This is a genomic window from Streptomyces sp. NBC_01474 (genome assembly GCF_035918215.1).
GTDB lineage: Bacteria > Actinomycetota > Actinomycetes > Streptomycetales > Streptomycetaceae > Streptomyces > Streptomyces aureus.
Genome location: NZ_CP109449.1, coordinates 66,594 through 91,411, shown reverse-complemented (window position 1 = coordinate 91,411; position 24,818 = coordinate 66,594). Strand labels below are relative to the sequence as shown.

24 protein-coding genes and 4 pseudogenes are annotated in these 24,818 nt (G+C 68.1%); 19 read left to right on the top strand and 9 right to left on the bottom strand.

Annotated features, from left to right (window positions below; translation table 11 throughout):
* Positions 1 to 209 precede the first annotated feature (209 nt).
* From OG758_RS00445 to OG758_RS00425, 5 genes are all read left to right on the top strand, one after another.
* The gene (locus OG758_RS00445) at positions 210 to 827 is read left to right on the top strand and encodes a hypothetical protein (protein ID WP_326708054.1); all 618 of its coding nucleotides are present in this window, start codon (positions 210 to 212) and stop codon (positions 825 to 827) included.
* Between the two features lie 88 nt (positions 828 to 915).
* Positions 916 to 1,278 carry a hypothetical protein gene (locus OG758_RS00440; protein ID WP_326708053.1) on the top strand — a complete coding sequence of 121 codons (363 nt, stop codon included), beginning with the start codon at positions 916 to 918 and terminating at the stop codon, positions 1,276 to 1,278.
* 554 nt (positions 1,279 to 1,832) lie between these two features.
* On the top strand, positions 1,833 to 2,216 hold the full coding sequence (locus OG758_RS00435; RefSeq protein WP_326708052.1) for a hypothetical protein: 384 nt from the start codon (positions 1,833 to 1,835) through the stop codon (positions 2,214 to 2,216).
* Positions 2,217 to 2,236: 20 nt separating this feature from the next.
* On the top strand, positions 2,237 to 3,241 hold the full coding sequence (locus tag OG758_RS00430) for an IS3 family transposase (protein ID WP_326708051.1): 1,005 nt from the start codon (positions 2,237 to 2,239) through the stop codon (positions 3,239 to 3,241).
* A 54-nt stretch (positions 3,242 to 3,295) separates the two neighbouring features.
* Positions 3,296 to 4,585 carry a hypothetical protein gene (locus tag OG758_RS00425; RefSeq protein WP_326708050.1) on the top strand — a complete coding sequence of 430 codons (1,290 nt, stop codon included), beginning with the start codon at positions 3,296 to 3,298 and terminating at the stop codon, positions 4,583 to 4,585.
* A 21-nt stretch (positions 4,586 to 4,606) separates the two neighbouring features.
* On the opposite strand, the gene OG758_RS00420 is transcribed toward OG758_RS00425, so the two are convergent.
* Complete coding sequence (locus OG758_RS00420; RefSeq protein WP_326708049.1) at positions 4,607 to 4,864, bottom strand: hypothetical protein; 258 nt, start codon at positions 4,862 to 4,864, stop codon at positions 4,607 to 4,609.
* Positions 4,865 to 5,053: 189 nt separating this feature from the next.
* Between OG758_RS00420 and OG758_RS00415 the strand changes: the two genes are divergently transcribed.
* Together OG758_RS00415 and OG758_RS00410 are read left to right on the top strand one after the other, a co-directional pair.
* Positions 5,054 to 5,176 carry a hypothetical protein gene (locus tag OG758_RS00415; protein WP_326708048.1) on the top strand — a complete coding sequence of 41 codons (123 nt, stop codon included), beginning with the start codon at positions 5,054 to 5,056 and terminating at the stop codon, positions 5,174 to 5,176.
* An 854-nt stretch (positions 5,177 to 6,030) separates the two neighbouring features.
* The gene (locus OG758_RS00410) at positions 6,031 to 6,303 is read left to right on the top strand and encodes a hypothetical protein (protein WP_326708047.1); all 273 of its coding nucleotides are present in this window, start codon (positions 6,031 to 6,033) and stop codon (positions 6,301 to 6,303) included.
* 123 nt (positions 6,304 to 6,426) lie between these two features.
* Here the strand turns inward: OG758_RS00410 and OG758_RS00405 are convergent, their stop codons facing one another.
* Complete coding sequence (locus tag OG758_RS00405; protein WP_326715752.1) at positions 6,427 to 7,470, bottom strand: alpha/beta fold hydrolase; 1,044 nt, start codon at positions 7,468 to 7,470, stop codon at positions 6,427 to 6,429.
* A 430-nt stretch (positions 7,471 to 7,900) separates the two neighbouring features.
* Positions 7,901 to 8,257 carry a hypothetical protein gene (locus tag OG758_RS00400; protein WP_326708046.1) on the bottom strand — a complete coding sequence of 119 codons (357 nt, stop codon included), beginning with the start codon at positions 8,255 to 8,257 and terminating at the stop codon, positions 7,901 to 7,903.
* A gap of 794 nt (positions 8,258 to 9,051) precedes the next feature.
* On the opposite strand from OG758_RS00400, the gene OG758_RS00395 reads away from it, so the two are divergent.
* The 4 genes from OG758_RS00395 (at position 9,052) to OG758_RS00380 (ending at position 11,251) form a co-directional block, all read left to right on the top strand.
* A complete protein-coding gene (locus tag OG758_RS00395) occupies positions 9,052 to 9,627 on the top strand; it encodes an RNA polymerase sigma factor (RefSeq protein WP_326708045.1) in 576 nt (191 codons plus the stop codon).
* The gene (locus OG758_RS00390) at positions 9,624 to 10,379 is read left to right on the top strand and encodes a hypothetical protein (protein ID WP_326708044.1); all 756 of its coding nucleotides are present in this window, start codon (positions 9,624 to 9,626) and stop codon (positions 10,377 to 10,379) included. The genes OG758_RS00395 and OG758_RS00390 overlap by 4 nt, the downstream gene beginning before the upstream one ends.
* 90 nt (positions 10,380 to 10,469) lie before the next feature.
* A complete protein-coding gene (locus OG758_RS00385) occupies positions 10,470 to 10,628 on the top strand; it encodes a hypothetical protein (RefSeq protein WP_326708043.1) in 159 nt (52 codons plus the stop codon).
* Between the two features lie 305 nt (positions 10,629 to 10,933).
* Entirely contained in the window at positions 10,934 to 11,251 is a 318-nt protein-coding gene (locus OG758_RS00380) for a DUF742 domain-containing protein (RefSeq protein ID WP_326708042.1), read from the top strand.
* Between the two features lie 507 nt (positions 11,252 to 11,758).
* Here OG758_RS00380 and OG758_RS00375 read toward each other — a convergent pair.
* Positions 11,759 to 11,875: pseudogene (locus OG758_RS00375) on the bottom strand (transcriptional regulator); the annotation flags it as partial.
* Positions 11,876 to 12,128: 253 nt separating this feature from the next.
* Between OG758_RS00375 and OG758_RS00370 the strand changes: the two are divergent.
* The 3 genes and pseudogenes from OG758_RS00370 to tpg all read left to right on the top strand — a co-directional run bounded on the left by OG758_RS00370 (position 12,129) and on the right by tpg (position 15,119).
* Positions 12,129 to 12,617, top strand: coding sequence for a hypothetical protein (locus OG758_RS00370; protein ID WP_326708041.1), 489 nt, complete (start codon positions 12,129 to 12,131; stop codon positions 12,615 to 12,617).
* Positions 12,618 to 12,654: 37 nt separating this feature from the next.
* Positions 12,655 to 14,559: pseudogene (gene tap / locus OG758_RS00365) on the top strand (telomere-associated protein Tap); the annotation flags it as partial.
* 3 nt (positions 14,560 to 14,562) lie between these two features.
* Positions 14,563 to 15,119 (top strand): annotated as a pseudogene (tpg, locus tag OG758_RS00360) (telomere-protecting terminal protein Tpg).
* A 400-nt stretch (positions 15,120 to 15,519) separates the two neighbouring features.
* Here the strand turns inward: tpg and OG758_RS00355 are convergent.
* Both OG758_RS00355 and OG758_RS00350 read right to left on the bottom strand, forming a co-directional pair.
* Positions 15,520 to 16,584, bottom strand: coding sequence for a hypothetical protein (locus OG758_RS00355; protein ID WP_326708039.1), 1,065 nt, complete (start codon positions 16,582 to 16,584; stop codon positions 15,520 to 15,522).
* A 345-nt stretch (positions 16,585 to 16,929) separates the two neighbouring features.
* Positions 16,930 to 17,607, bottom strand: a complete 678-nt coding sequence (locus tag OG758_RS00350) for a hypothetical protein (protein WP_326708038.1) — start codon at positions 17,605 to 17,607, stop codon at positions 16,930 to 16,932.
* 227 nt (positions 17,608 to 17,834) lie between these two features.
* Here OG758_RS00350 and OG758_RS00345 point away from each other — a divergent pair, with 227 nt between their 5' ends.
* Positions 17,835 to 18,836 carry an NAD-dependent epimerase/dehydratase family protein gene (locus OG758_RS00345; protein WP_326708037.1) on the top strand — a complete coding sequence of 334 codons (1,002 nt, stop codon included), beginning with the start codon at positions 17,835 to 17,837 and terminating at the stop codon, positions 18,834 to 18,836.
* Here the strand turns inward: OG758_RS00345 and OG758_RS00340 are convergent.
* Positions 18,833 to 20,155 carry a hypothetical protein gene (locus tag OG758_RS00340; RefSeq protein ID WP_326708036.1) on the bottom strand — a complete coding sequence of 441 codons (1,323 nt, stop codon included), beginning with the start codon at positions 20,153 to 20,155 and terminating at the stop codon, positions 18,833 to 18,835. The two genes, OG758_RS00345 and OG758_RS00340, sit on opposite strands and share 4 nt — an antisense overlap.
* Positions 20,156 to 20,374: 219 nt before the next feature.
* Here OG758_RS00340 and OG758_RS00335 point away from each other — a divergent pair, with 219 nt between their 5' ends.
* From OG758_RS00335 to OG758_RS00320, 4 genes are all read left to right on the top strand, one after another.
* Positions 20,375 to 20,749 carry a hypothetical protein gene (locus tag OG758_RS00335; RefSeq protein WP_326708035.1) on the top strand — a complete coding sequence of 125 codons (375 nt, stop codon included), beginning with the start codon at positions 20,375 to 20,377 and terminating at the stop codon, positions 20,747 to 20,749.
* Positions 20,750 to 20,985: 236 nt separating this feature from the next.
* On the top strand, positions 20,986 to 21,210 hold the full coding sequence (locus tag OG758_RS00330; protein ID WP_326708034.1) for a hypothetical protein: 225 nt from the start codon (positions 20,986 to 20,988) through the stop codon (positions 21,208 to 21,210).
* The gene (gene tgmB, locus OG758_RS00325) at positions 21,207 to 22,187 is read left to right on the top strand and encodes an ATP-grasp ribosomal peptide maturase (RefSeq protein ID WP_326708033.1); all 981 of its coding nucleotides are present in this window, start codon (positions 21,207 to 21,209) and stop codon (positions 22,185 to 22,187) included. The genes OG758_RS00330 and tgmB overlap by 4 nt, the downstream gene beginning before the upstream one ends.
* Positions 22,184 to 23,275, top strand: a complete 1,092-nt coding sequence (locus tag OG758_RS00320) for a methyltransferase domain-containing protein (RefSeq protein ID WP_326708032.1) — start codon at positions 22,184 to 22,186, stop codon at positions 23,273 to 23,275. Before tgmB ends, OG758_RS00320 begins: the two co-directional genes overlap by 4 nt.
* 312 nt (positions 23,276 to 23,587) lie before the next feature.
* Here OG758_RS00320 and OG758_RS00315 read toward each other — a convergent pair.
* Both OG758_RS00315 and OG758_RS00310 read right to left on the bottom strand, forming a co-directional pair.
* Positions 23,588 to 24,088 (bottom strand): annotated as a pseudogene (locus OG758_RS00315) (glycine dehydrogenase (aminomethyl-transferring)); the annotation flags it as partial.
* A 126-nt stretch (positions 24,089 to 24,214) separates the two neighbouring features.
* Positions 24,215 to 24,799: an NAD(P)-dependent oxidoreductase gene (locus tag OG758_RS00310; RefSeq protein ID WP_326708031.1), complete on the bottom strand. Its 585-nt coding sequence runs from the start codon at positions 24,797 to 24,799 to the stop codon at positions 24,215 to 24,217.
* Positions 24,800 to 24,818: the final 19 nt, after the last annotated feature.

Sequence of the window (24,818 nt, the reverse complement as noted above, 5' to 3'; positions counted from 1 at the left end):
CGATGTGTCAGGGGTAGCTTGACAGCAAGCCTGAGACTCCCGGAAGCCGATCTGGCGACGACAAGACGGAACGCGATCTTCCCCTCGCTCCGCTCGACGAAGCCGTCCTCGCCACCGCCCACACCCGCTACGAGATCGTCAACGCTGTCCTGGACGACCTGCCGCACACCGGACACGAGAACGCCGACGTCCTCGCCGATGCCCTGTACGTGCAGCGCCTGGCCGACCAGCTCGTGCGGGAGGCCGTCGTCGTCGAGTGCGAGCGTGGTGCCAGCTGGGCCGACATCGCCAAGATGGCCGGCGTCTCCCGCCAGGCCGCGCATGAACGCTGGTCGCCCGTCGTCGTCGAGGGCTGGGCCCTCATGGGCCGCAAGCGCACCGGCATCGGGACGGGCACCGCTTCCGCCGAACTCGCCGAGAACCTGAACGAGTGGTTCGCCGAACTCGACACCGAGCACCGCACCGACGCCATCACCGCCACCCTGCCCTCCTACGCCGATCCCGCTGCCCGCACGCACGCGCAGGGGAAGCGCGAGCAGGCCGCCGAACTTCGTTCCCAGGAAGACGACTTGCGGCGCGCCGCCGACGACGCCTCCCACGCGAGCATGGCCGCCATCGGCACCGAGGACGCCGAGCAAAAGCGTGCCGCATGGGCCACCGCCCTGCTCGCCCGCGCCAGCGCCTACGACCGCCTCGCCGCCGTCGAGGCGCCCCTGGGCCGCGAGCACAAACGCTCTGCTGGGACCCAGCGCGCCCTTGCCCAGGACGTCCTACGCGGCGCCACCACCAAGGCCACGGGCATCGCGCAGAAGGCGACCGCGGAATGAACCGCAGCCGACAAGCCTCCCTCCTCGCCGTACAGCTCAGCGACCTCACCGGCGCGCCAGTCTCACTGGAGTACGACAGGGGGCCCCGATGGAACATGAACTGGCCCGTCGGCCCGTCGGCCCGACCGTCGACCAGATGCGCGCCCACCTCGCCGAGGCACTGGTGGGTCATCGCCTACCCGACATGCGCGACCGCACGCTGCACCTGCACCGGGGAACATCCCCCCGGGCCTGGGCCGCGCGCGCCATCGCCTCCCGACGTGAGGGCACCTTCGCCCCCGCCGTCGCGGAGGGAACCGCCCGCCACCGCACCGTGACCGACTCACCCATGGTGCGCCGGAGCGGCATGTCCCCGGCTGACTTCGCGGTGCTGGCCCACATGCGCCCCGATCACCGTGGTACGCAGTGCGCCGGCGGACGCCACCGAGGTGTTGACCGGACTGCCGAGTGACACACTGGGCCCGTGCTTCTTCCTCGCGCGGGGCGGCTCGCTGGTCTTAGAGGTTGAGCACCACCACATCGGACATCCCATCCTCTTCCCTCCCTCTCCGCCCGAGCCGCTGCTCGACGCAGCCGAGATTCCGTGAGCGTGCGCTGCAGGTAGATAATTCCGCCATGGCACGTACATCCCGAGCGCGATCTGCGGACGACGCGAAGCTCCGACTGACCTCCCCCCTCCGTGAAAAGCTCAAGGCCTTGGTGTTCGACGCGAACGCCTACGGACAGGCACGGCCTGACCTCGACCATCTTGGGCGCCTGGCCAGCCGGTTGGCCGGCATACACGTCGAGACCTGGGTACCCGAGCCTGTTGCTTGGGAGTGGGCGGAGCACCTGGCCAGCGACTGGCAGGTTTTGAAGAACGCGGCGGCCGCTGAGCGAAAGCGGCTGCTAGACGCCGGTCTCGAAGTCCCCGCGCCGACTGGCTACCCTCTCTGTCAGCCTTGGGTGAGACGTTCCGCTTCGGCGGGTTAGCCTGAGAGGGCACGACAGGAGAACCACCCCCTCATGACCAGCACCAAGCCCGCCGGATCCGACCCGGCTCCCAGGCCAAAGCGCCGTTCCTTCAGCCCGGAGTACAAGCTGCGGATCGTGGCCGAGTACGACGCCGCACCCAGGAACGAGAAGGGCGCGGTCCTGCGCCGCGAGCGCCTGTACCACTCGCATGTCAAGGAATGGCGGGCTGCGCGGGACGCCGGGGCCCTGGAAAAGCTGGTCGACAAGCGCACCAGCCCGGCCCGTCCGAAGAAGTCGGCCGCCGAGGCAGACAACGAGAAGCTGCGCCGCCAGGTGGAACGGCTGGAGAAGGAACTGGCCCGGAACAAGGCCGCGCTGGAAGTCATGGGAAAAGCTTCCGCGCTCTTGGACATGCTCTCCGAGAGCGCGGACTGAAGCCCGCCGCCGACCCTGTCGTGGACGAGGCGTTCACCGGCGTCGAGGCTCAGCTGGGCATCACGGCCACCTGTCGGCTGACCGGCCGCTCCCGCGCCACGCACTACCGCCGGCTCCGGCCCCCGCCACCACGCAGAGCACGCGCCCCGCAGGTGCAGCCGTCGGCCCTGACGGCCCAAGAGCGGGCCGCGGTACTGGAGTTGATGAACGGCGACGAGTACGCCGAGCTGGCGCCCGCGCAGATCTGGGCCCGCGAGCTGGATGCCGGGCGCTATCACTGCTCCGTCTCGACGATGTACCGGATCCTGCGCGAGCAGGATCAGTCCGGCGAGCGCCGAAGACAGGCCACCCATCCCGCCAAGGCAGTGCCCGAGCTGGTCGCCACCGGGCCCTCGCAGGTGTTCACCTGGGACATCACCAAGGCGTCCGGACCGGTCAAGGGCATCTGGTATCACGCCTACGTGATCATCGACATCTTCAGCCGGTACATCGTCGGCCACACCGTCGAGCGGGCCGAATCGGCCGTGCGGGCCGAGGAGTTGATCCGCGAGACCATCGCCCGCAACGGCATCGTGCCCCAGACCGTGCACGCGGACCGCGGCACCTCGATGACGAGCAAGAAGGTCTCCCAGCTGCTGATCGATCTGGGCGTGACGCGGTCGCACTCGCGGCCGAAGGTCTCCAACGACAACCCTTACAGCGAAGCCCAGTTCAAGACCACGAAGTACATGGCGGACTACCCCGAACGGTTCGATTCGCTGGCCCACGCCCGCGAGTGGTTCGACGCGTTCATCGCGTACTACAACCACGAGCACCGGCACTCGGGCATCGGCTGGCACACCCCCGCCTCCGTCCACTTCGGAACCGCCGAAGAGGTCCGCGACCAGCGCGCGGTCACCCTCGCCGAGGCATACGCCCGCCACCCCGAACGCTTCGGCCGCCGCCCCCGACCACCCGAGATACCCCAGACCGCCTGGATCAACGACCCGGCCAAACGCCAGGAACCCGCACCACAAACCTCATAGCGTCACGACCGTCTCACTGGACTTGAAATCTTCCGCTACGCCACCCGCGACGAAGTGATCGCGGCGGCGCTTGGCAACCTGGCGAACACCCCCAACGTGAAAATCATTGAGCTCTCGGGCCGAAGCGCGATCGAGGGGTTGAAGGACCAAGTCCTTCTCCGTGATCCGGCCAAGCGCAAGGGCGGAAGGGCCCCTGACCCCGAGAAGGGAATCAAGGGCGTCACAGGGATTAAGACCGGTGCAAGTGACAGTGCCTGGATCCGCGATGTCCTGGCGCTTGCTGGCCCAGATGAAGTCGTGATCGTTTCCAGCGACCGTGATGTCTCGGCCGCCTTCGAGGCCTGGAACAAGCAGATACCGGAGTTGCGATCCCTCACCGAACTGCGGCCAACGTTCTTCGACTTCACTGTGGACGACGGGCACGCCCGCTCCGCCATCGTCCGCTACCTCCGCGAGCGGATGCCGGCGCAGGTTGAACGGGACGGGATCGACATCGGGCGGATTGTAGGCCTCGAAGCGGCCTACACCGCTACGCGGGATGGCGACGGCACCAGCCTCAGCAGCTATGGCGCGCGCGTAACGGGCCTCGTGGCACTAGCCGGGATCGGTAGCGTCAGGGTCGAAGCGAACCAGCCCTCCGCGCCGACCCCAAACAATCGCCGAAACGGACCGGCCGACCCCGGTACGGCCCTATTGGAGGCCGCTGACGCGACGGTGTTCTTTCTGGCTACCGGTGAAGCCACTGTGCAGACCCTGCTGAACGGCGGTGATCCTGAAGTGGAGGTAGTCCCGATCAACAGTGTCCTGGTGCGTGCCCAACTCACCTTTCAGTTCGTTGACGGAGTCATCACATCCATGGCTGCCGACACCGACGCCACCGCGATGATCCTTGAGGAAGCCTTTGACGATGATGAGGCCCTTGAGGAAGCGCTCATCGAGGCGCTGAACACAGTCCCGGGTATCGCCTTGGACTCCGGCCCTCTGGAGGACCAAGTGATCGACATCCCGGGCACAAAGGCCCATGTCGAGCTCAGCACGAGCAGGTTCGGCGACGGTCAGTGGGCGACGGAGATCAACCTTTGGTTGGGCAACGACGAAGAGCAGGAGCTCGAAGGGACAGTGGGAGTGGAGTGCGAGTACGACCCTTCTTCCTGGTGGGGCGGTCGAGAAGGCTTTCAAGGGCCTGACGCCTACCCCGTATCCGTCTGGGGAAGTGGACTACACGACACCCACAAGGTTTGGGCCTTGTCTGCCTGGCTCATCGACCGTATTGATTGGCCGCAGTTCCTCGTCCTTACACCTGAGCCTGTAGCGGCGACAACCGACGAGTCCGCCGACGACTAGGCCGTGTTTCAGAAGTGATCTTCAGTCGCCAACGAAGATGAGGTAGCGATGCGGCTTGGGTTCAAGCTGCTCGGCCAGGGCGAGCACTTCTGCTGCGGCCTCGGCCTCGGGCGCTGAGGCGCTGTTCATCAGCGCCTCCAGCTCAGGGACCACGAGCCGCATCTGTGACTTGTTGAACCAGGTGTCGTCATAGGGGTCGACGTAGCCGAGCATCGGCAAGCCCAGGGTCTCGGCTCGTCGGCACAGGTCGCCGATCGCTGGGTGGGTGCTGGTTGCCAAGGCCTGCTCGGTGTAGGTCCGCGCGTAACCGCAGCGGTGGTTGGAGGCGTGGTCCTGTCCTACCTCCGTGCGAGGCAGGCCGGTGACACTGTCGCCGGCAGCGCCCCGGAAGGGCACATGACCACGGAGCCACTGAGTTATGACGAGCAGGAAGAGCTAGTCGTGATCTTGTCCACCAGTATCGAAACGATGCCAGAGGACGAGTTCGAGGCGAGCTACCAGCAGCTCGACCGGGACCACCGGTGGGAAGTCGACGACGCCATCCGCGAGTTCGCGGACAATGCCGTCGGTTCCGACACCTGGGATCAGTAGGAGGGGCGCGATCAGGGCGCGGTCGTCATTGTCTAGGTTCTAGCACTCGGTTCTACCGGGCGCTTTCGCCGGCGGTGGAGGGCGAGCCACTCAGCTTCCACCTGGAAGACTGATGGGCGCGGAATGTTCGTCCGGACTCCACGGCCGTCTTGTTCTTGGCGAAAGCCCGCTCAGCGGCCGTGGTATCCCACTGCCTCGGCGGCCTGGGTCCTGTGGGCTTGGCGTTCGGAGTGCCGGCGGCCGTGGCCTGCTTCAGACAGGAGGTGTGACAGGCCTTGCCCGACTTCGCCTTCGCGGTGGGCTGCCTGCCGAGGGGCTTGCGACAGATCACGCAGGACCGGGCGCCGGAACGTGGCTTTCGTCCTGCGTCGGCAGTGGCCTTGACCGGGGAAGCTTGTTGCGCTGGTCCTGCGCTGGTTGTGGTTGCCCGATACTCGTCCGCGCGAGCCCGGTGCCCGCCCTTGGAGGGTGCGCGGCGTGCCGGCCGGGGCACTGCAGGCGGGGCAGTTTACCGATTGCATCTGCTTGATGGTGGGCGTCTTCGGCGTCTGCTTCACGGGCGTGCTGCGGCTAGCGCTGCCGTACCGGCTGGTTCGTCGAGCCAGGAGGACCTCTGGATCTGAAGGGGCACTGGGCCCGCTCACGTGCTTGGGCGGCACGCTATCGGGAACGGTCCTGCCTGCGGAAAGCTCGCCCATCCGCTCGGCCCGACAGACGGATCGGCAGGCAGCCGATGTCGCGTGGCAGCGCAAAGGGCCAGCTTGCATGTGGATCGTTGTCGCTGCCGCAACTGACTTCCTGACCGGCTGTCAGTGCTGGGCCTAACCTGTGAGAGGCGTCTGGCTGCAGCCGAGTTGCTGCAGCAGACGGGCGACCCCGCGGCGCCCACCTGGAGAAGAGCATCCGTTAATCACGATGATGCCGGTTCCGCAGCGAATGGGCACAGGCTCGGGTACGCCACGCCGATCGGGTCGACGGATACGGATCCGTGCCCCGACCGGCAGTGGCGCGCGCAGGAAGAGGCGAAGGCGCGGGAGTTGTCGATGACGGAAGTCGACGCGCTGACGTGGCAGGACATCGACAGCCTCACTGATGTAAAGCACGTCGGCGATCTGCCTGGCTGCTGAACAGCGGGTCCGTGCACCCAGCGACTCCACATCGCCGGTGCTTGTGGCGGCCCTGACGACGGCGCGGGGCTGATGTTCGGCCCCTGGAGCCCCCGACGGTTCACGGCCGGGGGCTCGGCTGTCCTACGGAGCCGGGCTGATGGCGCCGTTGGTGTCCATGTCGAAGATGCCCTGGGTCTTGCCGTCGACCTTCAGGTGCTTGAGCCAGTGCTTTGAGAGGTCGTGCACGTTTTCGTGCTGCATCTCCCACACCACCGAATGCCCGGCGCAGTCCAGCTTGACCATCAGCTTGTGGTCGCCCGCGATGGCGTTGTAGAGCGCGGGGACCGAGAAGTTGAGTTCCGGATCTTCGCTGGACGTGTTTGCCTGCTTGTCGTACTCCCCGTACGCGATGAGGACCGGGACGCTGCCGCCGAGGACGCCGCCCTGGGCCGCGGTGGTCTTGTTCCAGCCCCACCGGACGAAGTTTCTGATGCGGTTGAGCCCTTCACCAACCGGCCCCCACGTGCTGCCCACCGGATCGCTTTTCATGATCGCGTCCCACACCACGTCCTTCATCGCGGGTTCGCGCTGGCCAGCGCAGAGCGCCTCGTTGCCCCATCCATTCCAGGTTCCCGATTTCGTGCTCACGAACATCGGGAAGCCGGGCAGCGGCAGCGAGGCGGGGGCGTTCGACGTGCCGTCGGGCGGGAAGATCGGCGCCAGCAGGAACAGGCTCGACACCTTGCCCGGGTTCTTGACCGCGTACGGCCCCATCGTGAACGCGGCCGCAGACCAGCCGATGAAGGCGACCTTCTTCACCCCGCGATTGTGGATGATCCAATCCACGACGGTGTTCAGCTCGTCCCGGTCGCTGTTCGAGTTGGTCAGCTGGAACGGATAGTGCGGCTGGCCTCCCGGGAAACCTGGAGGTCTCGGCTTCAGAAGGCTCTGCTGGGCGGGGTTGACGTTGTAAGGGTCGTCCATCTTCGGCCGCGGCGACAGCCCCGAGCCCTGGAGGTCCATCATGAAGACGTCGTAACCGGCCTTCGCCAGCGCATCCGCCCAGCTGTACGACTTGTACTCGAGATCAAAGCCCGCGAGCACCGGAACGCTCCGGCCGTGGAGCATCAGAACGGCCGTACGCTCGTCGAGGTGGCCGTGGGGCGTGCCGTCACGCTCCCGCACGAAGAGCTCGACCTGAGCCCCCTTGTTCGCGGGGACGGTGGACGTGTGGGGTATTGCGAGGTTGTGCACTTCGACGGGCATGAGGATCCGTTCTGTGAGCTCGGCCGGGGCGTCGTTGCCCTGCCCAGACCACGCTCGAGGCGCGGGACCGTCCGCGCCACAACAGGGGGGCCAGCAGTGTGACGTGCGCTTTCTCCGTGCCGGCGGCGGCCTGCTCCTGTAGTCGTCGTCCTCGAACGGCGACATCGAGGCGCCCCGTCGGCGGTCAGCTCGCCCGCCAGCTCCGCCAGCCCGGCGTGCAGCGTGGCCACCTCCCGCACGATCCGCCTCGGCGTGTTCTCCCCGCCATCCAACGAACGCAGGAGCCGTCTCGGTAGATGCGGTGCGCATCTGGCAGGCCGTCGTGCGGAGTGTTGAACGAGGTCCCGGTTCAGGCGGCGGGCAACTGGCCCAGGCGGCGCCCTTGATCGGTGGCAGCTGCTGCGAACTGGGCCAGTTCGCCGTCTTCGAAGGTGGGGCCCTGCCAGCCGGAACGGGCTGCGACGGGGGCGAGGCTGATCTGGGTGCGGTAGCGGGACGCCGCCTCGTACAGAGTGTTCAGCGCGGTCAGTGCGCCAGCGTTGAGGGCGCCGATGCGCACCACCCACACGTCCCGGGACGGGTCGAAGAAGCCGACGGAGCACAGGAGTTCGAGCTGTGCGTGCCAGGCGGATCCGTTGTCGTGTGCGGCATGGCAGATGGCCTCCAGCAGCCACCCGGGTGAGGCCGTGCGGGAGGACGTAGTCATGGTGCTGACCGTATCCGGCGGCATGACAACGAAGCTCTTTGCACAGTGGCCGGGGCGTTGATCCAGCGTGGGCGCCGGAGCTGCGGTCAGGGCCCCCACGGCCGTCGCTTGATCTGCAAACTCCCGCCACGGGAGGCAGACTTCTGGATCGCGAATGTTTTCGATCAAATTCTGTCACTACTGAGCGCGACATGCGTGGTGAAGGCTTCAGCTCGGCAGGCGTGGACGTATGTGCGCCTCAGATATATGCAGCAGGCGTTGTGCGCGGTGGCTGATTTCATCGCCGTGACTGGCTGAACTTCCTGCCGTGGCTTGTCAGGGGGGTTGTGCCCCGGCGGAGGGTGGCGAATCGGTGGCGGTAAAACGGGAGTTGGCGTGTCCTCGGCGTGGCATGTATCACACCAGGAATTTGCGCGGAGCGTGACCCGCAGGTCACACGCTGTGTAACTGAGTTGATGATCATCTTCCGTATCCTGCTTCGCCAAACGGTTAACTCTGGGCTTCTCGCGATCGGTTCTATAGGCACAACGCAGAGTCGCGTTCGCAGGAGCATCCGTATCGAGCGGATCCCTGCGTGTCATCCGAGGAGAACCTGTGAGGCCGAATCGCCTCGGGCGCTGGGACGGTTTCCGCACCCAGCGCTCACACCGTGCAGCGACCGCTGCCGGCGCCACGACGCGCCTGGCCAGCCCGTCCCAGGGCCTTGCCCTGTCGCCTGCAGCCCGCCGTGCCCCCGCCCGCACCGGCACGTACCGGCCGTACGGCGCGGGAGCGTCGCGATGCGAGGGGGCGCGGTGAACGACGCAGACGCCTTCGACCAGGAAGGCCCCGTGGCCCAGCCGGCGCACGATGCCGCCTTCGACCGGTTCTTCCGCCAGCACAAGCAAGACCTGCTGCGCTACCTCGTCTCGCGGGCCCGCACCGTCTACGACGCCGACGAAGTCCTCATAACGGCCGCCCTGCGGGTGTACAAGCGCTGGCCCTACATCGAAGCCAGCGCCAACCCGCTCGGCCTGGTCCACAAGATCGTTCACGACTGCTGGATCGACCACTACCGCAGCCAGGCCCGGCGTGCCGGCCGCGAAGTCCTCGCTGACGACCTGCAGCCGTACGTCTCCGACGGCGGGACCGTGGACGAACTCCTCAAGCTGCGCGGCTACGAGCAGCTGGATGAGGCGATGTCCACGCTCGAGCGCACCGCGCCGACGCAGGAACGGTGCATCCGTCTGCACTACTTGGAAGACCTGCCGCCCGTAGAGATCGCGGAGCGCATTGGCAGCACTCCGGCCGCGGTGCGCACCAACCTCAGCAAGGGGCGCCAGAATCTGCGCCGCCTTCTCCAGCCGACCATGAAAGAAGGAGACCGATGACGAGCCAGCACTGCCCCGACTCGCTCGGGTCCCGGGCGGCGGAGCCCGACGAAGCCGACATCGAGGAGGTGCTGCGGGCGGAGGCACGCGTCGTCGACGACATGGTCCTCACTCACGACACCGACGACTTCATGCGACGCCTGGCGCACCGGATCGCCGACCAGGCCGAGCAGTCCCCGCGCGTGGGCCGCGCGGCCAGCGAGAACCCTGTGGAGCGCAGCGAGGAGACGGCGCCTACCGCGCCGCCGACCACCGCCCGCCACGACGCCGTTCGACCACGCGGGCGCCGGGCCCGGCGCCGTCGGCCCACCCCCGTGGTGCAGCGAGACCTCATGGCCGATCCCAGGGCGACTCGCGCCTACCTGCTCGACGTCTGCGAAACCGTCCTATGCGATGTGCAAGAGGACGAGTTCGACCTCTACGAATGCGACGGAGCACGCGCCTTCGCCTGCATGCTCTATCTGCTCGGACGGCGTACAAGCGCAATCTTCTGGTGGGGGTTCGCCGCAGGCGCCGACGATGCGCTCGCCGCTCACCTGCTAGCCACCCACTACTCCATCGACGATGCCTGCCTCAACAAGGCCCGGGCCTGGCGCTGGTACGCCCGCCTCCTCGGCTACCGGGGCCGCAGGCATCTGCCCCATCTCATCCAGGACAGCCAACGCCTCAAGGAGCAGGTCGCCGCCGAACTGGCCACCAGCTACCCCTGGCCCCAGATCATGCGCACCTTCATCGACACCCCACCTGTGTGAGGGGCAGGGCCCGACAGAGGTCCCTGCCATCACCAGGAAATCCGCCCCGCCCTGCCCAATTCGTATCGCCTGCTCCAAGAAGGAGTCCTCATGACCGCATCAGCCGTCCCCTCCGAACCGCCGTCTGCTCCGCAGCGCAGACGGCGTGCGGCCCGGGTCGTGCTGGCACATCTGGTGCGAGGCCTCGCCTACGGCGCCGGGACCGCCGTTGCCGGCCTGCTCGCCTACTGGGCCCAGCAGTACCTGTGAACAACCGCACCACGCACGGACGCTGACTGGGCACCAGATACCGCTGCCGCAGCAAGTTGCGGCAGCGGGCGTCTGGCCGACGCACCCAGCCACGGTTCTCTGAAGCCGACGTGGCCCGCGCCTCTGCGCGCCGCTGCCACCCTCTGCTCGTTCTGCACCAAACCACCGCCCGCCACCGCCCCTGGGAATCCCCGATGCCTTCCCCCAAAACTCAGCCCGCGTCCCGCCGCCCGTACTTGTCCCGCCACGTCCCTGACCTGGCCCGTCACTCCGGCCGGGGGTATGGAATATCTGAAGAGCGCGGGATGCACGGGCGCGCAACTACCCCTCCGCGATACCAGCTGGCACTCGAAGCACTCGTCCTCACCACCGCCGACGACAAAGCTGTGCGCGCACTGCCTGACGCGCACCGCGACATCTGCCGATTGTGCCGCGACGTGAGGTCCGTGGCCGAAGTGGCCGCGCTCCTGGACCTCCCCCTCGGCGTCGCCCGGGTCCTCATCGCCGACCTGGCCGAGTCCGGCCTCATCACGCTCACGCACCCCGACGACACAGTCACCGACGGCGTCCGGGACACCGCACTACTCGAACGCATCCTCACCGCTCTCCACGCCTGCGCATGACAGCTGTGCCCCGCAAAGCCAGCTGACACCCCGCCGGCCAGACAGCAGAGTTCATGGCCAGAGACGTAGCCGGGAGCGGCCGAGATCACTCCTCGGCAGGCAGCCCGCTGGCGATGCGTCCCGCCAACTCCCGTGCCGCCACCGACAGGTCGCGCTTGACGCGGGCCTAGTGCTGCAACAACGCCACCACCGCCTGCGCCTCACCCAGGGTGATCAGCGACTGCCGGTCCTCTAACGGGCAGGTGAAGCCCAGCCAGGCATGGACGAGGGTCCCGTGTAGCAAGTTCTCTTGGCCCCAGTTCGATCGGGTGGCTGGAGGGTGGCACGCCCCCACCAGCCCGCCAGTGGAGCCAAAAGAACCTGGAACTCTGGTCCCATAATGAGTGCTTACAAACACGCCAACTCCGAGCGAGCGGGCCCGCGTCCGGCGCCGCTGCTCGTCGAGAAGGCTGAGAAGGGTGAGGTCTTCACTGACGACTGACCGTCTCGGCGTTCCGCGCCGGGGGCTCAGCCCTCGGCGCGGAACGCCTCGCGCAGCTGCTCTTTGAGCGACCGCTGGAACGCGGTCACCAGGGCCTGCACCACCATCGGTTGCATATGGGCCGACAGGGCCTTCATCACCGCCCGCCAGGCCGCGGTGACCGGGCCCGCCGTCCGGCGCCGGGGCCGTGCTGAGAAGGCGGGTCGGGAAGTGGCCGCGCCGCAGCGCCTGGAGCATACGGCGTGACGCTCCGATTGAGAGTCCCACCCTCCGTTTCCGCAGGTAAGGGCATTGCCGTGCGCGGCTGTGGTGTGACCAGGGCCTGCGCATGCGGTCCTGTGACAGTGATCCTTGAGCGTGTGCCATTGAAGATTGAGCACGCCTATTCTCGTGTCCATGCCATGGATTGCGCTGGTGTCCACCGCGCTTGGAGCCGTTGTGGGGCTTGGATCAGCTTTGCTGTCGGACCGCGTGCGCTGGGGGCGAGAACGCAACGAACGCCAACTGACCACACAGAGAGACATGTACGTCGCTTATCTGTCCGCCCTGCACGAGGTCAATCAGGCTCTACGCGGGGTTTCGTTGGGCGATCACCCTACGGAGGTCTCCCGAGACCTGGCGGCACGAGCCGCCTTCCGAGATGCCGGGCTCGTTCAGGCCCGCGAGCACATAGTCCTCACGGCATCAGAGCCGGTCGTCATGGCTGCGGACGCTGCCTTCCGGGCACTGCGCGCACTGCGCGACCGCATTGCCCAAGGCCAAGGACTGCGCTCGCCGGGCTATGTGGCAGACCTGACGAGCTACGACGACCGTCTCCAGTCACTGCGCAACGCCATCCGTAAGGACCTTCATGCCGATGCATTGAGCTTCCAGATACCGAGGTAGCCCATCGTGCGCCACTCAATGTTCGATGACACCCGCTCGGCTGCTGAACGGGTGGGCCGCGAAGCACCCCGCCCACGGAACTCCCGCCGCGCCAGCCCCGGTGGCTGCGCCGCAGATGCCGGAGAAATTCACCGGCCCGGCCACGCCCGAGGGCATCGAGCAGGAGACTGTCGCGCCAGTGGAGGCTCCGGCCGTCCAGGCTGCGCCCGAGCGTCCCGCCCGCCCGGCTGCGATGTCGCGCCGCCCGGCGGCGAAGAAGGTGGCGAAGCCCGCGACCGACCCGGGATTCCCGCACGGCCCGCTCGCGGTGCTGGACGGGGATGGTTCCGCGTACGGCGTCGACGGCATCGTGCTGGACTGCCCGGCCACCACCGTGCCGGAACTGGTGGAGTGGACCCTCAAGGAGTCCGGCCTCGGTGCCGCGAAGCTCAACCGGTACGGCAAGGACTCCGACCCGCTGATCGTGCTCACCGCCGAAGCCGCCGTGAAGCTCGGCCTGCCGGAGCGCCTGGAGGGCCACGAGCAGCGCCGCTCCCTCCGCCTCCCGGAGGACCACCCGGTCGTCAAGCAGGTCGCGAAGGCGAAGTGGCAGCTCACCCAGCGCGGGTTCGGACCGTGGGCCCGGATCTACCGCAAGGTGCAGGGGCGCGAGCGGCAGTGCGTGCAGTTGGCGATCCTGTCGTGGGACGCCCTCGATGAGCGGTCCTGGCCCGGCGTCTGTGAGATGGAGCCGGCCGACGTCGCCCGCGTCCTCGGTGTCTACGCCCAGCGGGTCATCACTCCGCGCGGCTCGACGGCAGTCTCGGGCCTGGAGTTGATGACGGCGCTGCGTCCGCCGACGAAGGCCGTGCAGGATCCGACGACCGGGAACTGGGTGTCCGGCTACAACGCGGGCTCGCTGGGGACGGAGTCGATGGACCCGGCGCCGCCGGAGGCCACCCCGGAGCACCCTGTCGTCGTGAACTCCGGCTGGAGGGGCGGGTTTCTCAATGAAGAGGCGTACCAGTGGGTGCGGTCGGTGGACTCGCTCAGCGATGAGGAGTGCATGCTGCCCTTCGCGGTCGGCCTGGACCTGAACACGGCGTTCCTCGCCGCCGCGGCCCGCCTGGTCGTCGGCTTGAGCGCGCCCGACCACTTCAACGCCCCGAAGTTCAACCCGAAGATCCCCGGGAGCTGGCCGGTCGACCTCTCCCACATCGAGCTGGATGCGCGCCTGCCCAGCCCGTTCACCCCGGACGGCACACGCCCGACGGGACCTGCCTGGTACCAGACGCACACCCTCGCCTACGCCCAGGAGCTCGGCTACAACATCGAGCCGATCGAGGCGTACCTGCGCCGCGAGACCGGCGCGTACCTGGACCCGTGGCACGACCGCCTCAAGACGGCGTGCGTCGACACCCTCGCCGACCTCGGCGTCACCCGGGACCTGGACGACCGCCAGTTCCTCGCCGCGATGGAGCAGCACAAGCAGGCCGACCGGGCCCTGGCCGCCGTCCTCGCCGCCATCAAGGCCACAGTCAAGGGCGGTGTCGGCAAGCTCAGGGAGCGCCCGCAAGGCCGCCACTACAAGGAGGGCGAGACGTGGCCGGCCCTTCAACGGCCCACGTGGCGGCCCGACATCAGCGCCGCCGTCATCTCCAAGGCCCGGGTCAACATGCACCGCAAGCTCAACAACATGGTGAAGATGACGGGCCTGTACCCGCTCGCCGTGCTCTCCGACTGCGTTGTTTACCCCTCGCCGGGGGAGAGCCCGCTGGACTTCCTCCCGTACGCCGCGTCCGGCAAGCCGCAGCCCGGCGCCTTCCGCCTCGGACCCACGCCCGGCCTGGCGAAGCTGGAAGGCGTCCAGTCGATGCTGTGGGCCGTCGACCTGATGGAGAAGGGCCTCAACCCGGCCCGCCACATCAAGGGCGGCGACGCCGTCCTGGACGAAGGGGAGTAGGCCGTGGCGGAGATCGAGGACGCGATCGAGCGTGCCGACCGGGAGTCGTTCACCCGGGAGCCGCCCAAGACCCTCAAGGGCCGCATCAACTACCTGCTCAAACAACTGGGGAGCGCGAAGGCCGTCGCGGCGGAACTCGGCATCACCGCCGACTCCGTCAACCGCTACCGGCGCGGCGCCCGCAAGCACCCACCCACGGACATCACCTCGAAGATCGACGACGCGGTGCGAGTCCGCTGGCAGCCGCAAGTGCGCAAGCGCCGGCGCAACCAGGCCGCCGCCACCGGCGGGATCACCGTGGAAACCCGAGCCCGATTCGGGTACACCGCGCCGGTCGGCACGACCGACGACGGACGCTTCCGACGCCTCACCGTGCACCTCCCCGCGGCCTATGCGCAGCGCCTGTTCGACGCCCGCGACGCCGGGCCAGCGACCAGGAGATGCGCGGAATCATCGCCGAAGGATTCAAAGACATCTATTTCCAGGACGGCGGCGGTCGCGCTCTTGGCCTCTCGGACGTCGCTATCAACGACATCGACTACATGGATTTCGACTTCTGAAGAGAGGAAATCCGGCGCCATCGACCGCGACAAGCGTGACTGAGCAATCCAGTTGGCACTTGAGCAGCTGAGTTGGCACCGTGAGCGCCACTATTGGCACGTGCAGCCTCCTGCACACCGCTGATCTGGAGGGCTCGTGCGGTGCTCATGCGACAGACGACGGATGGTCCAACGCCGTGCGGGCACACGCTTCGAACTCACGAACCCGCCTCCAGTTAAGTCGGACAGCCCGGCCACGTCGGTCGGGCCGTCGTGGAGCACGGACTGTATGGAACGAGAGATCGCTGGGGCGGCCAACGCTGGGATCACTGCGCAGTAGGTCGCCCTCGAGGGGGTAGCGGGTCGCCAATCGTGGCCGGATGCCCTCACTCGCTACCCGTTCAGTGCGTTGGCCACCAGATCAAACCGGCCGTTGGTCCTCGATGCGTCGCAGGGCGCGTCGCGCCAGGTTGGCCAGGTCGCCCTGGGGCTGCGCAGCAAAGTGGGTGAGACGCGGTGTCACGGCGTCATAGTCGTGGAAGCGGCACCATGCGTCGAGAATCGCGATCAGGTGCTTGCTGTCCTCCAGGTTGTCAAGGAGGGGGAGCAGAACTGGGAGGAGGGACACGCGTGCGATGGAGGAGGTGTCACCGAGGGCTTCCGCAGCAGCAAATGCCTCCTTGTGGGCATCGGTGTCTGCCTGGCTGTGTACCCGCAGGGCGCGGGCCACGAGATCAATGGCTTCGTCAACCTCCCCCCTCAGGTTGAGTCGCTCGACTACCTCATTGAAGGGCTGCATCATCCATGGGGTATCTCCGATCCGTTTGTCCACGGGCAGCGAATCGATGATGGCAGTGGCCATCTCGCCGCTCCAGGGCAGTCCCGCGTCGAGACCGGCCAGCACGGCGGAAACCCGGACCGGTACCGGTTCCTGCGCCTCGAGAGCATCGGGAATCAACTCCGTAGCGAGTGCCGGCTCCAGGAGCGTGATACCGAACAGCAGGTCGCCCCGCATACGCGGGGCGGTCTCCACCCGACAGCGGGCGAGGAGAGCGGGCAGGGCCATCTCGGTCGCACGGCTCTGCGCGACGGCCCACACCGCCAACTCCCGTACGGAAAGGTCTTGGTGAGCGAGCAGGGGCAGGAGGATGCGTAGTTGAGCGGCGACTGCGTCCCTGACGCCTGTGGGTGGGACACCATCGTCCTCGTCTTCGCTCTCGGTCGCGGCCATGGAACCGAGCAAGTCCAGCAGGATCACGCTCTGGACGCCCGTCGCAGCCAGTCGCGCAATGAAGGGAACAGCTGGGGGCGCAGAGGGGAACACCGTCTGAGAGTTGTAGATGTGCGAGGCCAGTTCGTACACGGCCGCCCGCGACGCACGCTCGTCTGATGACGTCACCTCCCGCAGGATGCTTGGGATTTCGGTTGCGTCGTACGCGGCCCACGGCTGAGAATCCAGACCATCAAAAACTGAATTCATTTCCATGTGGCAATGTTACCGGGGCTCAGTCTTGCGACCTCGAAATTTGATAATTAAGCCCATGCCGACATCATGAGGGAGAATGGGGCGGTTGCCGCTGGGCCACCGCCTCGTTCCTTTGGCTGCAGAGACTTCCTGCAGCTGGGTTTACTCGGGTTCGCCAACTGGCTTTGGGTCAGTGAAGTGCAGCATGAATCTGGGGGCGTAACCGCTTTACCGTTTCGGGTCATGCCGGAACGCCAACGCCAGCCTGGCAGCAACCCAACCCGGGCCACAGGTCGACTATCACAGTTACCGCTTACGTGGCCCCATTGTGCCCCCGACTCCGTGATAGCCCGGACGGCGGGCGGCTCACACACTCGCTGCGTCGCGCCACACCAGACGTGGTTGCGTGCGGAGGCCCGGATTCCGCCTGAGCTCCCCCTTGGGTAGCACGGGCGCCAGCGTCTCGAATACCCGTGTCATGACGGCGTCGTCGTAGCCTGTGATGGTTTCGGCTGTCTGCAACCACACTGCACCAGAAAGGAGTTCGTCCACCCGGTAAAAGGCGCCGCTCGCAGTCAGAGCGTTCGCGCCGCCGAGGATCGAAGCCAGCTCCCGGGGCACGATCGTCACCCAGGAGTATCCACGCAGGATCTCCCGACCCAACCTGATCGACCGCCGGACACCGCGACGCCCCCCAGCGGTATCCCTGCCCGTTTCCTTCCAGTTCACGGAATCGTCACACAGGTGACCGAAGGTGGGGTCCACGCGCAGGGCAATCCCGTGGACGAAGTCCGCCCAACGGTGCGAGGACGCGGCAAGGTCTCCTTCCCATGAGGGCGACAGGCTCGACATGACTTGCAATTGTGCGTGGCGTGGCTCGTCCTCGTCGGCAGTCAGAGCGGCCCGGATGACCTCACCGCCCGATTCGGCCGGCACACCGCCTTCACCCAGAATATGCAGCAGGACGTGGGCCTCCACCGGGTGACCGGTCAGTTCGCCCGCCATCCATTGCAGCGAGTGCGGCGACAAGGGCAGTGTCTCCATCAGGCCGCGACCGGGATTCCATAGCGTCAGTTCACGCCACCACCGCTGTCAGCATCCTCCGCATCTCGGGGGAACCTCACTGGCGCGTCGTTGGCTGGCCGTGGGGTGATCCAGCTGGTTGTCGCGTCAGATTTGTGCGTATCTCTTTCAGGGGCGGCAGCGATGCCCGCCTAGGGCGAGGGGCGAGCCCTGGCGGGTACTGGGGGAGAGGCGCAATGATCAGGCCCATGCGCATTCTTCTCCTTGGCGGCACCTGGTTCCTGGGGCGCGCGGTCGCCGAGAACGCCCTGGCGCGCGGCTGGCAGGTCACGACGTTCAACCGCGGCCGCAGCGCCCCCGACCTGCCGGGGACCGAGCCGGTGCTCGGCGACCGCACTAGTGCGGACGACCTCAAGCGGCTTGCCGGTCACGGCCCGTGGGACCTCGTCGTTGATACCTCGGCCTCCGAGATGGCCCCGTGCCAGGTCCTCGACGGCACGCGCGTGCTGGCGGCCGAGGCGGAGCGGTACGTGTACGTCTCCACGGTCAATGCCTACCGGGGATGGCCGCATGAGGCGCTCACGGAGGACAGTCCCGTCTATGCGGCGCCGCCGGACGCGTCCCGCGAGTACGGCGACGGCGGCGGTGTGACTGTGCATTACGGCATGCAGAAGGCTGGATGCGAGGCGGCTGTGTTGTCTCAGTTCGGGGACCGGGCGACAGTGTTGCGGCCCGGGGTGATCCTGGGGCCTGGCGAGTATGTGGGGCGCTTGCCGTGGTGGCTGAGCCGGGCCAGGCGGGGAGGCGCGATCCTCGCCCCGGGCGGGCCCGGCACGCACGTGCAGCCGGTCGATGTCCGGGACGTCGCCGAGTTCGCGCTCACGGCATCGCCCGGCGCCTACAACGTGGCTGCGCCGCGCGACCGGGACACCATGGGGGACCTTCTGGGGGCCTGTGTGGCCGTCACCGGCAGGCGCGGGCGCCTGGCGTGGGCGCCTGACGAGTTGCTCACCGCGCACGGTGTTCGGGAGTGGACCGAGCTCCCGTTGTGGCGCACGGCAAAGGGCACGTGGGCCGTCGACAGCAGGCGCGCTCAAGCTGCTGGGCTCGTGTGCCGTCCGCTCGCGCAGACCGTAGCCGACACCTGGGAGTGGCTTACGTCGGGGTCGATGCCGGTGGAGCATCCGCGCTGGGATGACCACGGCATCGACCCCGACAAGGAGATGCGCATCGTCGCCGAGCTGTGTTAGCCCTCTATGGCCAGGCGGCTGCCGGGCAAGGGCCGGGCGGCCGCGCGGGCGACGAAGTCCTCGATCTGTTCAGCCAGCGTCCGTGCCGCGGGCGCCTGTTCGAGCTGGGGCCGTGCGAGCTCGCCGCGCAGCTGGGTGACCCGGTCGACCAGGCCGATGGTGCGCCATTCCACGGGGGTGGCCAGCACCGGTTCCAGGGCTTCGTCGGCGCCGTCGAGTTCGCCGCGCAGCAGGCGGGCCCGTGCGAGGTCGACGGTTACCTGCATCTGCACCGGCCGGTCCGCGCGGGGATCGGCGTCGAGCAGCTGCAAGGCGTGGAGTGCGGCTTGCTCGGCGCGCTGTGAGTCGTTGAGGAGGAGGTACGTCGTGGCGTGGCTCATCGCGGCTCGGGCGGGCCCGAACGCGAACTCGCCGCCCACGTCGTCGTGCAGCTCGTCGCGCACGTCGGGGCCGGGGTCGAGTGCCTGCTGCACGGCGCGTTCGGCGTCGCGGGGGCGTCCCAGGTGGGCGTAGGCGCGGGCCTCGATCGCGGACAGCCGCATGTGTCCCGTGGCGCCGACTCCGCCGAACGATTTCGCGATGTGGATGTTGCGCATGGCGGCCGTCGGGCGGCCGTCCCAGTAGGCCAGGTACGCCAGTACGCCGTGCGCGTAGGCCTGGAGCGGTCCGTGCTCGATGGTCTGCCCGTACATGGCGGCCGTCCGGGCGAACTGGGTGGCTGGACCGAGCACGCCCAGGTCGAACGCGGCCACCGACAACAGGGCCCCGGCCTGCCCGGCCGCCAGGTACAGGCGCTCTTGTTGCCGTGGCCGCTGTGTGCGCTCCAGCTTGTCCTGCACGTCCAACAGAAGGGCTTCCGCGCGCCGGAACGCCGCGACGGGGTTGGTCGTCTCGTAGTCCACTGCCAGCGTCTGCACGTCGTCGTCGATCTGGTCCAGCGTCATGTCCGGCAGATGGGCCGAGGCGGCGTTTCCGGCGTGGGTGGCGGCGTCACGAGCAGTCATGGCGATATCGCTTTCGTTGAGCTCTGGGTGCAGGGTGACCGCTGCCTGGACAGGCGCGAATAAGTCCAGCACCGACGCTCCGAACATCCTGTGCAGGATGAGGGGCGCCGGCGGATTCGGCGCCCGCCGCTGCTGGCCGCTTGTCCACCGTCTCCACGTCGGCTCGGAGACATCCGCCGACCGGTAGCGGGCTTCATCGAGCTCTTTGCCGATGAGCCGACCGATCTTGCGGTACTCCTTCGCGGCCTCCTCGTAGGTCCACGCCCGCTCCAGGACCAGCGCGTGAAGCAGGTTGCGCGGCTGCTGCTGCGACATGAGGTCCTCCTGACGGACGCGCCCCGGTGGTGACAGCCGGTCAGCATCGTGAATATCGCCCGTCCAGACTGCCCGGGAACCACCCACGATGGAGGTGATACCCACCTGATAGCCCGTCTGAATTCGTGAGACCCAGGTGAGACCCCGGGCGGATGGTGCCGCTCCTGTCCCGCCGGGAGGCTAGTGGGCCAAGCACGCCAGTCCAGACGAGGGGGCGCCGTGAGCATCGTGGACTCACACCACGCCGGAACACGTGAGGGCACTGAGCCCGGCGACGTGAAGGAGCCGATCGACTTCCGGGCCGTGCGAGCTGCCATCGCGGAGGTCAACGACACGCCGCTGGCCGCGCTCGAACGTCCCGGGATCGAGGAGCGGACCCGGTGCATGGCCGCCCATGTGCGGCGCATGATCCGCGAGGACGGCCCGGAGCGCCCTGCGTACGCGACGTCGATCTTCCGCGCCGCCTACCGCGTCCTGGACTCGCCGACCACGCCCACGACGCTCGACTCGGACTGGGCCGCCTGGAAGCACCTGCAAAACCTCGCCTACAGCGCCGCCGCGCTTGTCGAGCTGCTCGATGCGGACACGGCGTGAGGGCCCGCATCCGCCTCGTCGAGGCACTGATCACCACCGTTCTGGCTGCCGCCGGCGTCGGCGCGATCGGCATCGCGTTGTGGCACAGCCTTTCCTGAGCCCCCGCCGCGTCTCGCACAGGAAGGCCGAGGCGCGGCGGGCTGCAAGATCCCGCTCCCCGGGCAGCTCCGCAAGGCATTCGGCACCCGGGGAGCGGGGCCCCTGGCACCATCCGCTCCACATCCATGGAGGATCCGATGAGCACTGCCACCACCATTCCGTTCGCCGCGCGGTCCGCGGCCCCGCCCCGCCTCGTAGAGACGTCGATCACGGGCGTGGCCTGGAACGAGGGGCTCCAGATCAACCAGCAGGCGGACGGCAGCCCCTGGCACACCGGGGACATGGCCGCCTCGACGACGGACACCAACCACGACGGGCAGGGCGACGACGTCCAGGACCCGTACTACGCGTCCGCGTCATGACCGGCGCCGCCCGCCCGGTGCTCGTGGTCGCCCAGCAGCTGGACGCGTCCGCCGACATGGTCGTCGACCAGCTCAACCGGCGCGATGTCCCGGTCATCCGCTTCGACGTCGCGACCTTCCCTCAGCAGCTCACCCTCACCGCCGCCCATGCAGCCGGTGAGTTGGGCTGGAGCGGGATCCTCGACGACGGGCGCCGGACGGCGCGGCTTGAGGACGTCCGGGCCATCTATTGGAGGCGGCCCGGACGCCCCCTCATCGCGGACACCGTCCCCGAGCCTTACCGCACGTGGGCCCAGAACCAGGCCGATGCCGCCCTGTTGAACGTCCTGGCGGCCCTGCCGGGCGTCCCGTGGATCAACAACCCGCACGCCGACCGCGTCGCCGCCCACAAACCGCAGCAGCTCGTCGCCGCGACCCGTTGCGGGCTCACCGTGCCGCGCAGCCTGATCACCAACGACCCCGCCGCCGCACGCGGCTTCGCCAAGCAGATCGACGCTCCGCTGATCTGCAAACCGATCCTGGGCGGCCGCCTGCCCATCGAGGAGGGCCGCGCACTGATGGTGGCGACCCACCACGTGGACCCGCTCGACTTCGACGACAGCATCCGCCTGACGGCCCACTACTTCCAGGAGAGGGTCGAGAAGGACTTCGAGGTACGCCTGGTCGCCGTCGGCGACCAGGTCTTCGGCGGGACTCTGCACACCACGTCCGCCCAGGCCGCCACGGACTGGCGCACCGACTACGAGCACATCGAGTACGGCACGATCACCGTCCCCGACGACATCGCGACGGCCGTACGCCGCTTCCTTGCCTACTACGGCATCGTCTTCGGAAGCTTCGACTTCGCCGTCACTCCGCATGGGGAGTGGGTGTTCTTCGAGAACAACCCCGCCGGCACCTGGGCCTGGGTGGAGAACCGCACCGGCCTCCCGATCGCCGCCGCGCACGCCGACTACCTGCAAGGAGTCACCGAATGAATTCCTGGCCGGACACCGGCACGTCGGCCGCCCTGCGGCACAAGTACGCCACGGATCTCGCCCTGGACCGCGACGGCGGGTGGTTCCAGGCGTTCGCCGACGTCCCGCGGCACGTCTTCGTTCCGCGCTTCTTCACGCAGGGCACCGACGGGGCATGGCAGCCCGTGTCCTGGGGCGACGTCGGATATCTGGAGGTGGTCTACGGCGACGCCGCACTGACGACCCAGCTCGACGAACACGGCTTCCCCACCAGCTCATCGAGCCAGCCGTCCCTGATGCTCACCATGCTGCAGGCCCTCGACGTCCACGACGGCAACCGGGTCTTCGAGCTCGGCACCGGAACCGGCTACAACACCGCACTCCTGTCGCACCGCCTCGGCGAGAAACGCGTCACGAGCGTCGACGTCGACCCGGAGCTCGTGGCCGCAGCGCTCGGCCGCCTGAAGCAGGCAGGCCACATCCCCACCCTCGCGGCCGGCGACGGCACACTCGGCTACCCGCGCCGGGCCCCCTATGACCGCATCATCGCCACCGCAGGCCTGCACGCCATCCCGCCCGCACTGCTGGAGCAGGCCACCGACGGCGCGGTCATCGTCGCCCCGCTCGGCTACGGCATCGTCCGCGCGCAGGTGACCGGCCCCGGACACGCCACCGGCCGCTTCCTGCCCACCCCCGCCCACTTCATGGCGCTCCGCTCGCCTGCCACACCGCCCAATCTCGACGCGGTCCGCAACGAGGAACCCCGGACGACGTCCGTGGCACCCCACGACGTCCTGGGGCGCCTGAAGTTCCCCCTCTCGCTCGCCCTGCCCGGCTACACCTCATGCACCTGGAAGGACGACCAAGGACAGGTCACGGCCGTCGGCCTGTGGACCGCGGACGGCTTCGTCGCAACCGTCGACACCACCGGCACCGTGCGCCACAGCGGCCCGGTCCGCCTGTGGGACCGCGTCGAGGAACTCGCGAAGACCTTCACCGACGACATCGCCCGCGACGACTTCGTGCTGACCATCACCCCGACCCGGCAGACCGTCACGTACCGCGAGCCGGACGGCCCGAGCTGGCACCTGCCCACGCTCAGCCACTGAGCCATCCCTGAACCCCGCCGGTCCGCGCCCCCCCCGTAGCGGACCGGCGGACGCAAACCGGGCCCCTGCACCTGTCGGAGGTGCAGGGGCCCGGTTGTCTTGGGAGGGCGCTCGTATGGTGTCACGGCCAGAGACAGATGAAGTGATCTCCTCATCATGGGCATCGTCTGAGCTGCGACACCTCAGAAAGAGATTCGGACAACATCCGGATGTGACTGAGCTGCAGCTTCTCTGCTCAACTGCCCCTTTGACCTGGCGCGTTGAAAGTAGTTCCGGACACGCATCTGGTGCTGGTGGGAGGGACGGTGTGCGTCAGTTCTCGTACGCGTCCAACGAAGGGCAGGAGCAGACCAGGTTGCGATCGCCGTGAGCTCCGTCGACGCGCCGCACGGGGGGCCAGTACTTGTCGTGCTCAGATGTGGCGGCCGGGCGGATGGCTTCTTCCCAGCTGTACGGTCGGCCCCAGTCACCGATCAGCGTCTGCGCCGTGTGTGGTGCGTTGACCAGTGGGTTGTCGTCCTGCGGCCACTGACCGGAGCCGACCTTGTCGATCTCGGCCCGAATCGCGATCATGGCGTCGCAGAACCGGTCGATCTCGCCGAGGTCTTCGCTTTCGGTCGGCTCGACCATGAACGTGCCGGCGACCGGAAAACTCATCGTCGGCGCGTGGACGCCGTAGTCGATGAGCCGCTTGACGACGTCGTCCACGGTGATGCCGGTCGCCCGGGTCAGCGGTCGCAGGTCGAGGATGCATTCGTGCGCGACGAGCCCTCCCTGCGCGGTGAACAGCACAGGGAAGTGCGGCGCCAGGCGATTGACACCTGTTGGTGGCCCGTCGTCGGACACAGGCGCCGGGCCGATCAGCGCGAGCCTTGCGGACCGCCTCGGCATCATCGTCGAGGACCTGGCCCGGTCCGAGACCGTGGCCAGGGCAGGCGGCTACGCGGTGCGCCCCAGTGTTTCCCGGCGCACCGCGTGTCGCGGCGGTGCTCCCGCGGCGAGGCGTTCGACCTCGCCGACAGCGAGGTCGCCCATGCGGAGCAGCTCCGTACCGCGTGAGCCCGCCACGTGCGGGGTCAGCAGGACGTGGGGGTGGCCGTGCAGTGGGCTGTCGGAGGGGAGTGGTTCGGGAGAGGTCACATCGAGAACGGCGTGGAGCCGTCCGCCGATGACCGCCTCCGTCAGCGCGTCCGTGTCGACGAGGTCGCCCCGTGCCGTGTTGATCAGCGTCGCGCCGGGAAGCATAGTCGCGAGCCGCCGGGCGTCGATCATGTGCCAAGTCTCGGGCAGGGACGGGGCGTGCAGCGACACGACGTCGCTGGTCGCCACGAGCTCGTCGAGGCCGAGCAGCTGTGCGCCCAGTTCCCGGGCTCCCGCCTCGTCGAGGTAGGGGTCGCTGACGACGAGGTCGAGGGCGTAAGGGCCCAGCAGCCTGAGCGCGAGGCGGCCGATCGCGGACGCGCCGACGATGCCGACGCGTGGTGCCCGTGGGGAGGACGCCGCGGTGGGCCTTGTCTGGCGCATGGGTTTGGGCGCTGGGGGT

Excerpts from the sequence above, each read along its gene's own strand:
- OG758_RS00440 (WP_326708053.1), top strand. The coding sequence starts at position 916 with ATGGAACATGAACTGGCCCGTCGGCCCGTCGGCCCGACCGTCGACCAG.
- OG758_RS00435 (WP_326708052.1), top strand. The coding sequence starts at position 1,833 with ATGACCAGCACCAAGCCCGCCGGATCCGACCCGGCTCCCAGGCCAAAG.
- OG758_RS00415 (WP_326708048.1), top strand. The coding sequence starts at position 5,054 with ATGCCAGAGGACGAGTTCGAGGCGAGCTACCAGCAGCTCGACCGGGAC.
- OG758_RS00400 (WP_326708046.1), bottom strand. The coding sequence starts at position 8,257 with ATGACTACGTCCTCCCGCACGGCCTCACCCGGGTGGCTGCTGGAGGCC.
- OG758_RS00390 (WP_326708044.1), top strand. The coding sequence starts at position 9,624 with ATGACGAGCCAGCACTGCCCCGACTCGCTCGGGTCCCGGGCGGCGGAG.
- OG758_RS00385 (WP_326708043.1), top strand. The coding sequence starts at position 10,470 with ATGACCGCATCAGCCGTCCCCTCCGAACCGCCGTCTGCTCCGCAGCGC.
- OG758_RS00380 (WP_326708042.1), top strand. The coding sequence starts at position 10,934 with ATGCACGGGCGCGCAACTACCCCTCCGCGATACCAGCTGGCACTCGAA.
- OG758_RS00370 (WP_326708041.1), top strand. The coding sequence starts at position 12,129 with ATGCCATGGATTGCGCTGGTGTCCACCGCGCTTGGAGCCGTTGTGGGG.
- OG758_RS00355 (WP_326708039.1), bottom strand. The coding sequence starts at position 16,584 with ATGGAAATGAATTCAGTTTTTGATGGTCTGGATTCTCAGCCGTGGGCC.
- OG758_RS00350 (WP_326708038.1), bottom strand. The coding sequence starts at position 17,607 with ATGGAGACACTGCCCTTGTCGCCGCACTCGCTGCAATGGATGGCGGGC.
- OG758_RS00345 (WP_326708037.1), top strand. The coding sequence starts at position 17,835 with ATGCGCATTCTTCTCCTTGGCGGCACCTGGTTCCTGGGGCGCGCGGTC.
- OG758_RS00340 (WP_326708036.1), bottom strand. The coding sequence starts at position 20,155 with ATGTCGCAGCAGCAGCCGCGCAACCTGCTTCACGCGCTGGTCCTGGAG.
- OG758_RS00330 (WP_326708034.1), top strand. The coding sequence starts at position 20,986 with ATGAGCACTGCCACCACCATTCCGTTCGCCGCGCGGTCCGCGGCCCCG.
- tgmB (WP_326708033.1), top strand. The coding sequence starts at position 21,207 with ATGACCGGCGCCGCCCGCCCGGTGCTCGTGGTCGCCCAGCAGCTGGAC.
- OG758_RS00320 (WP_326708032.1), top strand. The coding sequence starts at position 22,184 with ATGAATTCCTGGCCGGACACCGGCACGTCGGCCGCCCTGCGGCACAAG.
- OG758_RS00310 (WP_326708031.1), bottom strand. The coding sequence starts at position 24,799 with ATGCGCCAGACAAGGCCCACCGCGGCGTCCTCCCCACGGGCACCACGC.